Origin of the sequence: Bradyrhizobium sp. HKCCYLRH2060 (assembly GCF_051168135.1) — a bacterium.
Lineage (GTDB): Bacteria > Pseudomonadota > Alphaproteobacteria > Rhizobiales > Xanthobacteraceae > Bradyrhizobium.
In genome coordinates this window covers 111712-125399 of record NZ_JBNPUK010000005.1, presented here as the reverse complement: position 1 = coordinate 125399, position 13688 = coordinate 111712, and the positions used below count along the sequence as shown (strand labels likewise).

Annotated in this window: 16 protein-coding genes; 11 read left to right on the top strand and 5 right to left on the bottom strand. The window is 66.3% G+C overall.

The window, feature by feature from the left end:
• Positions 1–89: 89 nt before the first annotated feature.
• Entirely contained in the window at positions 90–806 is a 717-nt protein-coding gene (locus ACQR10_RS13135; protein ID WP_315802704.1) for an MgtC/SapB family protein, read from the top strand.
• A 203-nt stretch (positions 807–1009) separates the two neighbouring features.
• Here the strand turns inward: ACQR10_RS13135 and ACQR10_RS13130 are convergent, their stop codons facing one another.
• Positions 1010–1810, bottom strand: coding sequence for an RMD1 family protein (locus tag ACQR10_RS13130; protein ID WP_315802705.1), 801 nt, complete (start codon positions 1808–1810; stop codon positions 1010–1012).
• Positions 1811–1965: 155 nt separating this feature from the next.
• On the opposite strand from ACQR10_RS13130, the gene ACQR10_RS13125 reads away from it, so the two are divergent.
• Entirely contained in the window at positions 1966–3114 is a 1149-nt protein-coding gene (locus ACQR10_RS13125) for a DUF3095 domain-containing protein (RefSeq protein WP_316217200.1), read from the top strand.
• A 7-nt stretch (positions 3115–3121) separates the two neighbouring features.
• Here the strand turns inward: ACQR10_RS13125 and ACQR10_RS13120 are convergent, their stop codons facing one another.
• Entirely contained in the window at positions 3122–3556 is a 435-nt protein-coding gene (locus tag ACQR10_RS13120; RefSeq protein ID WP_315802707.1) for a DUF2147 domain-containing protein, read from the bottom strand.
• A gap of 402 nt (positions 3557–3958) precedes the next feature.
• Positions 3959–4492 (bottom strand): GNAT family N-acetyltransferase, encoded by a 534-nt coding sequence (locus ACQR10_RS13115; protein ID WP_316217199.1) that lies wholly within the window; start codon positions 4490–4492, stop codon positions 3959–3961.
• Between the two features lie 105 nt (positions 4493–4597).
• Here ACQR10_RS13115 and ACQR10_RS13110 point away from each other — a divergent pair, with 105 nt between their 5' ends.
• The 9 genes from ACQR10_RS13110 (at position 4598) to ACQR10_RS13070 (ending at position 11365) form a co-directional block, all read left to right on the top strand.
• A complete protein-coding gene (locus ACQR10_RS13110; protein ID WP_315801788.1) occupies positions 4598–5197 on the top strand; it encodes a superoxide dismutase in 600 nt (199 codons plus the stop codon).
• Between the two features lie 175 nt (positions 5198–5372).
• The gene (crcB, locus tag ACQR10_RS13105) at positions 5373–5759 is read left to right on the top strand and encodes a fluoride efflux transporter CrcB (protein ID WP_315801789.1); all 387 of its coding nucleotides are present in this window, start codon (positions 5373–5375) and stop codon (positions 5757–5759) included.
• A gap of 330 nt (positions 5760–6089) precedes the next feature.
• Positions 6090–6311: a hypothetical protein gene (locus ACQR10_RS13100; protein ID WP_315801790.1), complete on the top strand. Its 222-nt coding sequence runs from the start codon at positions 6090–6092 to the stop codon at positions 6309–6311.
• A 2-nt stretch (positions 6312–6313) separates the two neighbouring features.
• Positions 6314–7072, top strand: coding sequence for a metal ABC transporter ATP-binding protein (locus ACQR10_RS13095; protein ID WP_315801791.1), 759 nt, complete (start codon positions 6314–6316; stop codon positions 7070–7072).
• Entirely contained in the window at positions 7069–7941 is an 873-nt protein-coding gene (locus ACQR10_RS13090) for a metal ABC transporter permease (protein WP_316217197.1), read from the top strand. Before ACQR10_RS13095 ends, ACQR10_RS13090 begins: the two co-directional genes overlap by 4 nt.
• An 11-nt stretch (positions 7942–7952) precedes the next feature.
• Positions 7953–8822: a metal ABC transporter substrate-binding protein gene (locus tag ACQR10_RS13085; RefSeq protein ID WP_315801792.1), complete on the top strand. Its 870-nt coding sequence runs from the start codon at positions 7953–7955 to the stop codon at positions 8820–8822.
• Between the two features lie 69 nt (positions 8823–8891).
• Positions 8892–9932, top strand: coding sequence for a CobW family GTP-binding protein (locus ACQR10_RS13080; RefSeq protein ID WP_410051432.1), 1041 nt, complete (start codon positions 8892–8894; stop codon positions 9930–9932).
• On the top strand, positions 9932–10951 hold the full coding sequence (locus ACQR10_RS13075; protein ID WP_316217195.1) for a WD40 repeat domain-containing protein: 1020 nt from the start codon (positions 9932–9934) through the stop codon (positions 10949–10951). The genes ACQR10_RS13080 and ACQR10_RS13075 overlap by 1 nt, the downstream gene beginning before the upstream one ends.
• 105 nt (positions 10952–11056) lie before the next feature.
• Positions 11057–11365 carry a hypothetical protein gene (locus ACQR10_RS13070; protein ID WP_316217194.1) on the top strand — a complete coding sequence of 103 codons (309 nt, stop codon included), beginning with the start codon at positions 11057–11059 and terminating at the stop codon, positions 11363–11365.
• Between the two features lie 302 nt (positions 11366–11667).
• On the opposite strand, the gene ACQR10_RS13065 is transcribed toward ACQR10_RS13070, so the two are convergent.
• Both ACQR10_RS13065 and ACQR10_RS13060 read right to left on the bottom strand, forming a co-directional pair.
• Complete coding sequence (locus ACQR10_RS13065; RefSeq protein ID WP_316217193.1) at positions 11668–13092, bottom strand: homospermidine synthase; 1425 nt, start codon at positions 13090–13092, stop codon at positions 11668–11670.
• Between the two features lie 73 nt (positions 13093–13165).
• Positions 13166–13555 carry a RidA family protein gene (locus ACQR10_RS13060; RefSeq protein WP_316217192.1) on the bottom strand — a complete coding sequence of 130 codons (390 nt, stop codon included), beginning with the start codon at positions 13553–13555 and terminating at the stop codon, positions 13166–13168.
• Between the last annotated feature and the right edge of the window lie 133 nt (positions 13556–13688).

Below are 13688 nucleotides of genomic sequence, written 5' to 3'. Positions count from 1 at the left end.
TCTCGCGACGGTTCCGCCGCCGGATGCCACGCGTGCCGCTGCCGCCAGGCGGGCCACGGAGCGTAATACCGTAGACAGTCAGCAAGCCCATGCGATTCCTCCACACCTTCCAGGTCTTCGACTTCCTCGACACGCTCGTGAGCCTGTTCACGGCGTTCGTGCTGGGCACGCTGATCGGCGCCGAGCGGCAATACCGGCAGCGCAGCGCCGGCCTGCGCACCAACGTGCTGGTCGCCGTCGGCGCGGCCGCCTTCGTCGACCTCGGCAACCGCCTCACCGGCGCCGACGGCGCGGTGCGGATCATCGCCTATGTGGTGTCGGGCATCGGCTTCCTCGGCGCCGGCACGATCATGAAGGAGGGCATGAACGTCCGCGGCCTCAACACCGCCGCGACGCTGTGGGCGTCCGCCGCGGTCGGCGCCTGCGCCGGCGCCGACCTGATCGCGCAGTCGGTGGCGCTGACGGTGTTCGTGCTGGCCGGCAACACCTTGCTGCGGCCGCTGGTCAATGCGATCGATCGCATCCCGCTCAATGCACAGACCTCGGAGGCGAACTACGAGATCGTCCTGACCACCGACGGGCTGCGCGCCGCCGAGCTGCGCGAGGCGCTCGACGAGCGGCTGGAGGCGGCCAAATACCCGGTGCGGGAGACCGAGGTTGTCTATCGCTCCGAGGACATCGTCGAGATCATCGCGACGCTGGTGCCGCTCGCGGTCGATACGGTCGATCTCGACCGCGTCGTGTCCGAGCTGGCGAAGCTTGCCGGGGTCCGTCATGCGACTTGGAACGTCAGAGCGCTGGTGTGACGGCATTGGCGGACCAGCATCGCCGCGTCGGCGGCGGGGCGCTCGCCACACCTCGTGGCTGGCTGCCGCCGGCGACGGTCGCAAGCTCCCCACCCACGTCATGGTTCGACATCCCCCAGCATCGCTCATCGCGCCCATGCGAGAGTTCCATGCCGCGTCTGAACCATCGCTGAATGCGATGGCCGCCGGTCGAGGCTCTGCCGTCAATGCCCGCCGCGGGCGAAGATCTCGTAGAAGCCGAGCACGATCTCGCAGGCGATCAGGATGACGACGATGACCTCGAGCCGCAGCGAGCGCTTGGTGTCGATGATGTCGGCGAGCGTGGTCGCCGTCTCCGCGATCACCGCGAGCTTGCGGTTGAGGGTGTCCTCCCGCTCCTTCAGCTCATACTCGTCCTCGAGCCGTGCATAGAGCCGTTCCAGATCGGGCCGGTCCCACAACACGTCCGGCTTCTCGCCGACCGCCACGCGGCCGGAGACGCGGTGCTGCACCAGCAGCGCCTCGCCGAGCAGCTTGAGCATCGCCACCCGGCTCTTCGATGTTCGCCCCAGCAGCGCCAGCTCGCGCGCGAACGGCTCGATCGTGTCGAACACGTTGGCGATCTCGCGCTCGCTGCGGCCGAGCACGACGCTCTTGGCCAGCGCATCGGCGACGATGAGCAGCCGCTCCAGCGACAATTCCTTGACCAGGACCGGGCCGCCGACCGGGATCGGCTCGTCGGATTCGCGCGCGACCTGGACCTTGGCCGTCTCTTCCTCGTGCGGCGCGATCGGGCCGAACAGTCGCGCGCTCAGCCGGTCGAGGAAGTTGATCTCCTCCGCCACCGACAGGCCGATGAAGACGACGACGCCGTAGCGGAAGACCACGGCGATACCCGTCTCGCCGATGCGGACCGCCAGCGGCGTCGCCGACAGCACTTGGCCCTCGAAGCCGGCGGTATTGATGCGGTCCGCGATCTGGAGCGCGCGGGCGGCGAGTTGTGGAACGGGTGAGGTGTCGGCCATGATGGCGATAGGCTAGCACGTCAATGCCGATGGAACGATAACGCGGTGCAATCCGTCAGGCGACACGTCCGCTGCCGAATATCGTTGCCTGAACCCGCTTGACAGGAAAGAACGTAGCTCCTCATTGGACGCGCACCCCGGACGGATGCCTCTCAATGTCGAAGACCAGCGCTGCGGACTACTATGCCTCGATTCCGGTGTTTCGCGGCTTCGCGCGCCTGATGGAGCCGCAGCTCTACCAGCCGGTGCCGGATGACTGGCTGATCGGCACGGCTGACATCGTCGAGTCGACCAAGGCGATCGCCGACAGGCGCTACAAGGCGGTCAACATGGCCGGGGCGGCGGTCATCGCCGCGGTCACCAATGCCTTGGAAGGGCGCGAATTCCCATTCGTGTTCGGGGGCGACGGCGCGAGCTTCGCCGTCAGCCCGGATGACGAAGCGGCCGCGCGCGAGGCCCTTGCCGCGACCGCGACCTGGGTCAGGGAGGATCTCGATCTCGCGATGCGTGTCGCCCTGGTGCCGGTGAGCGCGATCCGCGCGCAGGGCCTCGACGTCCGCGTGGCGCGCTACGGCCCGTCGGCCAACCTGTCCTACGCGATGTTCGCAGGCGGCGGACTGGGCTGGGCCGAGGCCGCGATGAAGCGGGGCGAGTTCGCGATTCCGCCGGCGGCGTCCGGTGCGCAGCCCGATCTGTCCGGGCTGTCGTGCCGGTTCGAGGAGATCCCGGCGGCACGCGGCCTCATCCTGTCGGTGCTGGTGCTGCCGGCCCCCGGCGCCGATGCGCAGGCCTATCGCAAGGTGATCGAGGAGATCATCACCCTGACCGAACGCAGCCCCGATGCCGGGCGGCCGGTGCCGGCCGGCGCGCCGGCGCTGCGATGGCCGCCGCAGGGATTCGGCTACGAAGTCCGCGCCGCGCGCGGACCGCTGTTGTCGCGCTGGGCCCGCGTGCTCGGACGGACGCTGTTCGTCTATGCCGTGATGCGGTTCAACATCAGCATCGGCGGCTTCGTGCCGGATCTCTACAAGCAGCAGGTGGTCGAGAATTCCGACTTCCGCAAATATGACGATGCGCTGCGCATGATCCTCGACTGCACCGACGAGCTCGCGCAGGACCTGGAGCGCCGGCTTGGCGCGGCGGCGTCGCGCGGCATCGTCCGCTGCGGGCTGCATCGCCAGGATGCCGCGATGATGACCTGCTTCACGCCGTCCGCGATCCGGCCGGATCACGTCCACTTCATCGACGGCGCGCGAGGCGGCTACGCGTCGGCTGCGACCGCGTTGAAGGCCGCGGTCGCCTGAGCGCTGATCAGCGCGCGCGGGTCCAGGTCTCGCCGCCGCACAGCGATCCGACGCAGCCTTCCACCTTCAGCGTGTCCGGGCCGGAGACGGAGATGTGGCTGGTGTAGCTCTGGCCGTCATCGGCGTTATAGATCTTGCCGGACCATTTGTTCGGCCCCTCCGCGTGAACGCCTTCGAACAGTTGCAGGCCGATGATCGGGCGGTTGGCAAGCGCGCGATTCGGATTCTTGTTGTCGACGGCCGGCTTGCCGGTGTCGGTGTCCATCGGCTCCTTCAGCCACACGACGGTGCCGCAGAGACCGGCGCCGCATTTGGCGACCTTGATCCTGGCGTCGCCGGCCTGGGTCAGCCAGGTGCCGGTTGGATCATCGGCAGCCAAAGCGGGCTGCGCCATCACGACGGTCGCCAGCGCAAGACCAGCCAAACGCAATTTCCAAATCATCTTACCCCCCGTTGAAGCCGCGTTTCCATAACAGCAAACGGCGCAGTTGCAATCGCAGAGCAGCGGTTGTCCAAAGCGGGATCATCACGATCAGGTGCATCGCCGACGGAACGTCTCAATCCCTTGCTCGGTTGTCTCATGCACTGGAAATGGCTTTGACTGCCGCGACAAACTCCATTGTCGTCCCGGCCTGGTGCGCAATTGCGCACGCGGCGCCGGGACCCATACCACCAGGGAGGGGTTTGAGGCAGACTGGTCATTGGCATTGTGCCCATCACGTCCGCCGCGGCGTATGGGTCCCGGATCGGCGCCGCGACGCGCTGGCGCGCGTCACGGCTTGTCCGGGACGACAGCGGAAGGGAGAACGGATTTACGATTCAAACAAGGGAGGGGAGAACGGAGTCACCACGGCAATCCGCAGAGGTCGATGGTGCCGCGGGTCGGCGCGGTGCGCTTGACGTCGTGGACCAGCGCGGACAGCCGGTCGAAGCGGATGCGGCCCTGCTCGGGCTGCTCGGCGTAGACGTCGCCGTCGAACGGGATGAAGCCTCTCGCCGTGTAGAAGGGGATGCGATCCGCCGCGCAGAACAGCACGGCGTAGTTGATCGAGTCCTCGTGCCGCAGGGTCTGGATCGCCGCGTTCAGTCCCACCGTGGCGAGGCCGCGGTTGCGCATGTCGGGACGCGTCAAAACGCCGCCGATGCCGGCGACATTGACGTTCTGGCCGTTCCACTTCACGAGTCGGCGATAGATGCCGACATGGCACAGCACCTCGCCCCTGTCGTCCTGCACCAGCACCCGCAGGTCGGCATGCGCAAATGTGATACCAGCCCACGGCAAACCGGCGACCACCTCCGGCGGCCAAACCGCGTCGTAAAGCGGCTTGACCAGCGGCCAGGCGGCGTCATCATTCAATACGTCGATCTCGATGCTCATCAAAGCGGCTCGCTTTTTCCAAATTCACGGTGTTTTACGGTGTCGGAACCTTCTATAAGAAGGTCCCGTTAAATCCCGTCTTCCACAAGTTGCGGAACCGCCCCCATGACCTTTACGCTTCCCCCCCTGCCTTACGCCTATGAAGCCCTCGGACCCTACATGTCCAAGGAGACGCTCGAGTACCATCACGACAAGCATCATCAGGCCTATGTGACCAACGGCAACAATGCGATCAAGGGGACCGAATTCGAAGGCAAGTCCCTCGAGGAGATCGTCAAGGGCTCGTTCGGCAAGAACCCCGCCGTCTTCAACAATGCCGGCCAGCATTTCAACCACATCCATTTCTGGTCCTGGATGAAGCCGAATGGCGGTGGCTCCAAGCTGCCCGGCCGGCTCGAGAAGAAGATCGACGAGGATCTCGGCGGCTTCGAGAAGTTCAAGGCCGACTTCGCCGCCGCCGGCGTCGGCCAGTTCGGCTCGGGCTGGTGCTGGCTCTCGGTCAAGAACGGCAAGCTGGAGATCTCCAAGACCCCGAACGGCGAGAACCCGCTGGTGCACGGCGCGACCCCGATCCTCGGCTGCGACGTCTGGGAGCACTCCTACTACATCGACTATCGCAACCGCCGTCCCGACTATCTGAAGGCGTTCGTCGAGAATCTCATCAACTGGGACTACGTCGACGAGCTCTACGGCAAGGCTGTCTGATCGCTTATGATCCACGGAGGAGGGCGGTGAGCTCTAAGCTCGCCGCCCTTTTTCGTGACAGGATATTGACGCGACCGGTCCTTGCAAGCGAAGGCGCGTTTCGGCAAGAATTTTGCTGGTGAGGTGCGGAGGGTAGGGCATCCGTTCTCCGGCGCCGTGTGCAAGGTCAGGTTCTGTGAATCAATTGTTGGGCTATCTTCTCGTCTTCGTCGGCGGTGGCTGCGGCGCCTCGCTCCGGCACGCGATCAACATGGCGAGCGCCCGCGCGCTCGGCACCGATTTTCCGTGGGGCACCTTCATCATCAACATCACTGGCTCCACCGTGATGGGGCTGATCGCCGGCTACCTCGCCTTCAAGGGCGGCGCCTCTCAGCATTGGCGGCTGTTCCTGATGACCGGCATCCTCGGCGGCTACACGACCTTCTCGGCATTCTCGCTCGATACCGCGCTGCTCTATGAGCGCGGCGCACCGGGGCTGGCGGCGTTGTATGTGCTGGGCTCGGTCGGCATCTCCATCGCCGGCCTGTTCGGCGGCCTGGCGCTGGTGCGGGTCTTGAGCTGAGGCATCTTCGGCTCCCGCTGGCGCTAATGGCCCCGGAAACATTCCGGGCCTCATGGTTCGAGACGCGCCTTTCGGCGCTCCTCACCATGAGGGGCAGCTTCGTAGCCAGCGTGGCACGTTGATCGGAAACAGCGTGTTGACGGCGCGAGGGCCGCTGCGATCTGCTCAGTCCAGTCCAGAGTGCGAACCTTCGCTCCTCACCCTGAGGAGCCCGCCGCAGGCGGGCGTCTCGAAGGGCGAGGCCCGCACGAGCGGGCGTCAATGGTGACGGCCTTGCATAGCGCGCCGCCGGTGGACAGGGGTGATGTTATAATGTAACATTATAACGAAATGACCCAGTCCGCGCTCCAGAGCCACGATCACAGCCATGCGCATGGCGCGCACGGGCATGGCCACGGCCACAATCACGCCCACGGTCATGGTCCGGGCGCGCCGCATCCGGCGCAGCCGGCGTCCTGGTCGATCCTGCGGATGCCCGTGACGACACGGCTGGGGGCCGCGATCGCGGCCAGCGCGGTGCTCTGGGTCATCGTCATCATGGCGATGCGGTGAGGATGGCGATGGTGCAGCTGCAGTTCCGGGACGTCACGCTCGGCTATGACCGGCACCCGGCCGTGCATCATCTTTCGGGCGACGTGGCGGAGGGCGCGCTGCTGGCCGTGATCGGTCCCAACGGCGCCGGTAAATCGACCTTGTTCCGCGGCATCGTCGGCCTGTTGAAGCCGCTCGCCGGCAGCATCACGGCCGCCGGCCTCAAGCCGCGCGAGATCGCCTATCTGCCGCAGATCGCCGACATCGACCGCTCTTTCCCGATCTCGGTGTTCGATTTCGTCAGCACCGGACTGTGGCGCAGCACCGGCATGTTCGGCGGCATCGGCGCGGCCGCGCGCGAGAAGATCGCCCGGGCCATCGCCGCCGTCGGCCTCACCGGCTTCGAGGGCCGCGGCATCGGCACGCTGTCGGGCGGCCAGATGCAGCGCATGCTGTTCGCGCGCGTGCTGCTGCAGGATGCCCGCGTGATCGTGCTCGACGAGCCGTTCAACGCGATGGATTCCAAGACCTCGGCCGACCTTCTGCAACTGATCGAGCACTGGCATGGCGAGCGGCGCACCGTGCTGGCGGCGCTGCACGACATGGACATGGTGCGCGCGCATTTCCCGCAGACCCTGCTGCTGGCGCGCGAGGCCGTGGCCTGGGGGCCGACGGCGGAGGTGCTGACAACGGACAATCTCGCGCAGGCGCGCCGGATGTGCGAGGCGTTCGACGACGCCGCCGCGCCCTGCGTGCCCGCGCCAGCCTCCAAGGCGGCATGATGCTGCGCGAGGTGCTGTTCGCTCCGTTCTCGGATTTCGAGTTCATGCGCCGCGCGCTCGCCGCGGTCATCGCGCTGTCGCTCGGCTCCGGACCGATCGGCGTCTTCCTGATGCTCAGGCGCATGAGCCTGGTCGGCGACGCCATGGCGCATGCGATCCTGCCGGGAGCCGCGATCGGCTTCCTGCTGTCGGGGCTCAATCTGTTCGCGATGACGACCGGCGGGCTGATCGCAGGCTTCGCCGTGGCGCTGCTGTCGGGCCTGGTGTCGCGCTCGACCGGGCTGAAGGAGGACGCGTCGCTCGCGACCTTCTACCTGGCGTCGCTGGCGGTCGGCGTCACCATCGTCTCGGTCAAGGGCACCAATATCGATCTGCTGCACGTGCTGTTCGGCAACATCCTGGCGATGGACGATCCGACCCTGCTGATGGTGGCCTTCAATGCCACGCTCACCCTGGTCGTGCTCGCCGTGATCTATCGCCCGCTGGTGGTCGAGAGCGTCGACCCGCTGTTCCTGCGCACCGTCAGCCGCGCCGGCGCGCCGGCGCACCTGATCTTCCTCGGCCTGATCGTGGTCAACCTCGTCAACGGCTTCCAGGCGCTCGGCACCTTGCTCGCGGTCGGCCTGATGATCCTGCCGGCGGGCATCGCCCGGTTCTGGTCGCGCGACGTCACGCCGATGATCTGCATCGCCGTCACCTCCGCGATCGTCTCCGGCTATGTCGGCCTGGTGCTGTCGTTCCAGACCCGCATTCCCTCGGGGCCAGCGATCATCCTGGTCGCGTCGCTCCTCTATCTCGGCTCGGTGCTGTTCGGACGCGTGGGCGGCGTGCTTCCGCAACTGTTTCCGGGACGTCACCTCGAAGCCTGAAGTCCATCCCCATGAAACGTTTGCTGTCCGTCCTCACTCTGCTGCTGTCGCTCGTCGCCCCCGCATCGGCCGAGACCCGGCTGAACGTCGTCACCAGCTTCTCGATCCTCGCCGACTTCGTCCGCCAGGTCGGCGGCGACAAGGTCAGTGTCGCCTCGCTGGTCGGGCCGGACAGCGACGTGCACGTCTACACGCCGACGCCGCATGATGCGAAGGACGTCGGCGCCGCGCGGCTCTTGATCGTCAACGGCCTCGGGCTGGAGGGCTGGCTGCCGCGGCTGCAGCAGGCCTCCGGCAGCAAGGCGCCGATCATCACGGCCACGCAGGGCATCAGGCCGCGCAAGCGCGGCACGGATGCCGATCCGCATGCCTGGCAGTCGGTCGGCAATGCCAAGGTCTACGTACGGAATATCCGCGACGCGCTGGTGGCGGCCGACCCCGCAGACGCGGAGGTCTTCAAGGCCAATGCCGAGCGCTACCTCGCCGAGCTCGATGCGCTCGACCGCGAGGTCCGCGCCGAGATCGACAAGATCCCGGCCGAGCGGCGCAAGGTGATCTCGACCCATGACGCCTTTGGCTATTTCGCCGATGCCTATGGCGTCGCCTTCATCGCCCCGCTCGGCGTCTCCACCGAGACCGAGCCCTCTGCCCGCGACGTCGCCGAGATCATCCGCCAGGTGAAAAAAACAGGGATTCCGGCCGTCTTCCTGGAGAATTTCAACGATGACCGGCTGGTCGGCCGGATCGCCGCCGAGACCGGCGCCAAGATCGGCGGTACGCTGTATTCCGACGCCCTGAGCGATGAAAAGGGCCCCGTTCCCACTTACATTGCCATGGTCAGGCACAATATAAGGGCCTTGACGAGCGCGCTGGTCCGTTAGGGTTTTCAAGCCCTCGCGGCCAGCGCTTTTGAGCCATTTTCGATGCGATCTGAGGTTTTCGGAGTGAGCATGTCCGACGCGAGCAAGACACCAGTGACGGTCCTGACCGGCTATCTCGGGGCGGGCAAGACCACGCTTCTGAACCGCATCCTCTCGGAAGACCACGGCAAGAAGTACGCCGTCATCGTCAACGAATTCGGCGAGATCGGCATCGACAACGATCTCATCGTCGGCGCCGATGAGGAAGTGTTCGAGATGAACAATGGCTGCATCTGCTGCACGGTGCGCGGCGACCTCGTGCGCATCATCTCCGGCCTGATGCGGCGCAAGGGCAAGTTCGACGCCATCATCGTCGAGACCACCGGGCTCGCCGACCCCGCGCCGGTGGCGCAGACCTTCTTCGTCGACGAGGACGTGCAGAAGAACGCCCGGCTCGATGCGGTGGTGACGGTGGCCGACGCGAAGTGGCTGTCGGACCGGCTCAAGGATGCGCCGGAGGCCAAGAACCAGATCGCGTTCGCCGACGTCATCGTGCTCAACAAGACCGATCTCGTCAGCAAGCCGGAGCTCGCCGAGGTCGAGGCGCGCATCCGCGCCATCAACCCCTACGCAAAGCTGCATCGCACCGAGCGCTGCCAGATCGCGATCTCCGATGTGCTGGAGCGCGGCGCGTTCGATCTCGATCGTATCCTGGAGATCGAGCCGCAATTCCTCGAAGCCGGCGACGACCACGATCATCACCATCATGATCACGACCACGGTCATGATCATCACCACCATCACGATCACGGCCTGAAGCACTATCACGACGAGGAGATGCAGTCGCTGTCGCTGCGCTCCGACAAGCCGCTCGATCCGTCGAAGTTCATGCCGTGGCTGCAGAACCTGGTGCAGACCGAGGGCGGCAAGATCCTGCGCTCCAAGGGCATCCTGGCGTTTCAGGACGATGACGACCGCTACGTCTTCCAGGGCGTGCACATGATGCTGGAAGGCGATCATCAGCGGAAGTGGAAGCCGGATGAGGCGCGCCAGAGCCGCGTCGTCTTCATCGGCCGCGAGTTGCCGGAAGACGCCATCCGCGAAGGCTTCGAACGCTGCATCGTGACCTGATGACGTCGTTCGACCAGGGCGGCGAGGCCGCATCCATCGTCTCCGTCACCGACAAGGTGAAGCAGGTCGCGCTCGGCATGGCCGTCACGGCCGTGCACTATCTCGGCGACCGCGCGGTCTTCGTCGGCACCGAGGAGAGCGTCGCGGTTGTCGACGCCGAGGGCGAGATCAGCAAGATCGAGGTATCAGGCGGCGGCATCCTGTCGGCGGTGTCGGACGGATCGCGCATCCTGTTCGGCGGTGATGACGGCAAGGTCTCCGCGCTCGACAAGGCCGGCAGCGTCAGCGTGCTCGCCACCGATCCGAAGCGGCGCTGGATCGACAACGTCGCGGTTCACCCCGATGGGGCGATCGCCTGGTCGGTCGGCAAGACCGCGTTCGTGCGCGCGCCGAAGGGCGAGGAGAAGTCGCTCGAGGTGCCCTCGACCGCGGGCGGACTGGCGTTCGCGCCGAAGGGCCTGCGGCTTGCGATCGCGCATTACAACGGCGCGACCTTGTGGTTTCCGAACATGGCGGGCGAGCCGGAATTCCTCGGCTGGGCCGGCTCGCATCACGCCGTCACCTTCAGCCCGGACAACAAGTTCCTGGTCACGGCGATGCACGAGCCGGCGCTGCATGGCTGGCGGCTGGCCGATTCCCGGCACATGCGCATGACCGGCTACCCGTCGCGGGTCAAGTCGATGTCGTGGGGCAGCGGCGGGCGCTTTCTCGCCACCTCCGGCGCCGACATGGTCATCCTCTGGCCGTTCGTCGGCAAGGACGGCCCGATGGGCAAGGAGCCGGCGATGCTGGCGCCGATGAAGGCCAAGGTCACCGCGGTCGCCTGTCATCCCAAGCAGGACATCCTGGCCTGCGGCTACGAGGACGGCACCGTGCTGATGGTGCGGATGCAGGATGGCGCCGAGATCCTGGTGCGGCGGAACGAGACACCGCCGGTCGTGGCGCTGGGCTGGAATGCCGCGGGAACGTGGCTCGCTTTCTCTGATGAAAGTGGCGAGGCGGGCCTGCTGCGGCTGTAACGGCGCGTTCCAGGGCGGGGATGGGGCGTTGGGGCGCAGGTCCCTATCGGAACCTCGCCCCCTTCCATTCGTTGTTCCGCACATCACATGATGCGGATGACAGCCATGGCCTCGATCAACAGCAAACGGACGTTGCGAAGGGACCTGTGGCTCGCAGGCGGCCTGCTCGGCCTTGGCGCACTGGTGGCGATCATCTCGCTGACCGAGATCAAGGCCAACCATCTCGACCAGGTGGCCCAGGCGACGCCCGAACCGTCGGCGACGCCAGCCGAATCCAAGCCCGGCGGCACCCGCCCGACCACACCGGCGCCCGAGCCGGCGCGCCCGGATATTGAGGCCCAGAAGGAAGGCGCCAAGCCGGCATTGCCGCCGGCGCCTGCCGAGAAGGTCGCGCCGCCGATGGAGAAGAAGTAGCTGGCCGCTGCGAGCTAAGTGCTCGATCATCCGCACTCTGCCTCAACATCGTCATGCCCGGGCTCGTCCCGGGCATCCACGTGTTTCCGGCGGCGCAGGCTTCGTGGATGGCCGGGTCAAGCCCGGCCATGACGGAGGAGAGAGCGGGGCGCGAACGCGGCGACAAATTCCGCCGTCGTCCCGGCGAACGCCGGGACCCATAACCTCAGGGAGTAGTTCGGGGCAGGCTATTAGCTCCACCTCCCGCCACATACCCGTCACGGAGTATGGTCCCGGCTCGAGGCCGGGACGACGGCGAGGGCTTACCGCACCAGGATGTTGCGGAACTGCCAGGGATCGGACGTATCGATGTCCTCCGGGAACAGGCCGGGGCGATCGTTCAGCGGGGTCCAATCGGTGTAGTAGCCCTTGACCGGGCCGAGATACGGCGACTGGATCTCCAGGCAGCGGCGGAAGTCCATCTCGTCGGCCTCGACGATGCCGGCGGTCGGGTTTTCCAGCGCCCACACCATGCCGGCGAGCACCGCCGACGACACCTGCATGCCGGTGGCGTTCTGATAGGGCGCGATGCGGCGGGTTTCCTCGATCGAGAGCTGCGAGCCGTACCAATAGGCGTTCTTGCCGTGGCCGTAGAGCAGCACGCCGAGCTCGTCGATGCCGTCGACGATCTCGTTCTCGTCGAGGATGTGCCACTTCTCCTGCATCTTGCCGGTGGCGCCGAAGATCTCGTGCAGCGACAGCACCGCGTCGTTGGCCGGGTGATAGGCGTAGTGGCAGGTCGGGCGGTACACCACCTTGTCGCCGTCGCGCACGGTGTAATAGTCGGCGATCGAGATCGACTCGTTGTGGGTCACCAGGAAGCCGTATTGCGCGCCCGGGGTCGGGCACCACGATCGGACGCGGGTGTTGGCGCCGGGCTGCAGCAGATAGATCGCGGCACCACAGCCCTCGGTGTGGCAGCGGCCGTTCTCCGGCATCCACTTTTCATGCGTGCCCCAGCCGAGCTCGGCCGGCTGCAGGCCCTCGGACACGAAACCCTCGACCGACCAGGTGTTGACGAACACGTCCATCGGCTTCGGGTTCTTGGAGCGCTGGGTGTCGCGCTCGGCGATGTGCACGCCCTTGACGCCGAGCTTCTGCATCAGCTGCGCCCAGCCCTCGCGGCTCTTCGGCTCGACGATCTCGGTCTTGGTGTCCTTGGCGATGTTCAGCAGCGCCTGCTTGACGAACCAGGAGACCATGCCGGGATTGGCGCCGCAGGTCGAAACGGCGGTGGTGCCGCCCGGGCTCTTGCGGCGCGCCGCCAGCAGCGTCTCGCGCAGCGCGTAGTTGGAGCGCTGCTCGACACCCTTCTGCTTGTCGAAATAGAAGCCGAGCCACGGCTCGACGACGGTGTCGATGTAGAGCGCACCGATCTCGCGGCACATCGTCATGATGTCGACCGAGGAGGTGTCGACCGAGAGATTGACGCAGAAGCCCTGGCCGCCGCCTGCGGTGAGCAGCGGCACCAAGAGCTCGCGATAATTGTCGCGGGTCACGCCCTGCTGGATGAAGCGCACGCCATGCTTCTTCGCCAGCGCGCCATCGTCATGCGGATCGATGATGACGAAGCGGCTCTTGTCGTACTCGAAATGGCGTTCGATCAAAGGCAGAGTGCCCTTGCCGATCGAGCCGAAGCCGATCATCACGATGGGGCCGGTGATCTTCGCGTGGATCTGCGAGCTCATGAATGGTTCTCCGCGAAAGGTGCGTGTGATGGATGGATTCAGGCGGCGCGCGCCTTCAGATGCCTCGCCGCGTTTAGGAGCCGCGGCGCTTGGCGGTAACTTCGATCTCGACCTTCATCTCGGGCTTGAGCAGCGCCGCGACGACCACCATCGTGGCGGCGGGGCGGATGTCGCCGAGGACCTCGCCGCAGACCGCAAAATGCGCGTCGGCGTCGCTGACGTCGGTCAGGTAGTAGGTCGCGCGGACGATATCGGCCATCTCGAACCCGCCCTCCTGCAGGGCGGCCGCGATGGTCTTGAAGCAGTTGCGTGACTGGCTCGTGACATCGGCCGGCATCGTCATCGTGCTGTAGTCATAACCGGTGGTCCCGGCGACGAAGGCGAAGTCGCCATCGACGACGGCGCGGCTGTAGCCGGCGGTCTTCTCGAACGGTGATCCGGTAGAGATCAGGCGGCGGGACATGGCGGACCTCGTGGGGGGATTTTCGGGGGTTAAAGAGCTTTTGCTGCACCTGCGCAACCCCCCGCGGGGCTGCTGCGGCGCCCGTTGCCGGAATGCCTAACGCAGGCGGGTGACGTCGGGTCCGGCGGGCGGG

Coding starts and splice junctions, on each gene's coding strand:
- ACQR10_RS13135 (WP_315802704.1), top strand. CDS start 90: ATGCGATTCCTCCACACCTTCCAGGTCTTCGACTTCCTCGACACGCTC.
- ACQR10_RS13130 (WP_315802705.1), bottom strand. CDS start 1,810: ATGGCCGACACCTCACCCGTTCCACAACTCGCCGCCCGCGCGCTCCAG.
- ACQR10_RS13125 (WP_316217200.1), top strand. CDS start 1,966: ATGTCGAAGACCAGCGCTGCGGACTACTATGCCTCGATTCCGGTGTTT.
- ACQR10_RS13120 (WP_315802707.1), bottom strand. CDS start 3,556: ATGATTTGGAAATTGCGTTTGGCTGGTCTTGCGCTGGCGACCGTCGTG.
- ACQR10_RS13115 (WP_316217199.1), bottom strand. CDS start 4,492: ATGAGCATCGAGATCGACGTATTGAATGATGACGCCGCCTGGCCGCTG.
- ACQR10_RS13110 (WP_315801788.1), top strand. CDS start 4,598: ATGACCTTTACGCTTCCCCCCCTGCCTTACGCCTATGAAGCCCTCGGA.
- ACQR10_RS13100 (WP_315801790.1), top strand. CDS start 6,090: ATGACCCAGTCCGCGCTCCAGAGCCACGATCACAGCCATGCGCATGGC.
- ACQR10_RS13095 (WP_315801791.1), top strand. CDS start 6,314: ATGGCGATGGTGCAGCTGCAGTTCCGGGACGTCACGCTCGGCTATGAC.
- ACQR10_RS13090 (WP_316217197.1), top strand. CDS start 7,069: ATGATGCTGCGCGAGGTGCTGTTCGCTCCGTTCTCGGATTTCGAGTTC.
- ACQR10_RS13085 (WP_315801792.1), top strand. CDS start 7,953: ATGAAACGTTTGCTGTCCGTCCTCACTCTGCTGCTGTCGCTCGTCGCC.
- ACQR10_RS13080 (WP_410051432.1), top strand. CDS start 8,892: ATGTCCGACGCGAGCAAGACACCAGTGACGGTCCTGACCGGCTATCTC.
- ACQR10_RS13075 (WP_316217195.1), top strand. CDS start 9,932: ATGACGTCGTTCGACCAGGGCGGCGAGGCCGCATCCATCGTCTCCGTC.
- ACQR10_RS13070 (WP_316217194.1), top strand. CDS start 11,057: ATGGCCTCGATCAACAGCAAACGGACGTTGCGAAGGGACCTGTGGCTC.
- ACQR10_RS13065 (WP_316217193.1), bottom strand. CDS start 13,092: ATGAGCTCGCAGATCCACGCGAAGATCACCGGCCCCATCGTGATGATC.
- ACQR10_RS13060 (WP_316217192.1), bottom strand. CDS start 13,555: ATGTCCCGCCGCCTGATCTCTACCGGATCACCGTTCGAGAAGACCGCC.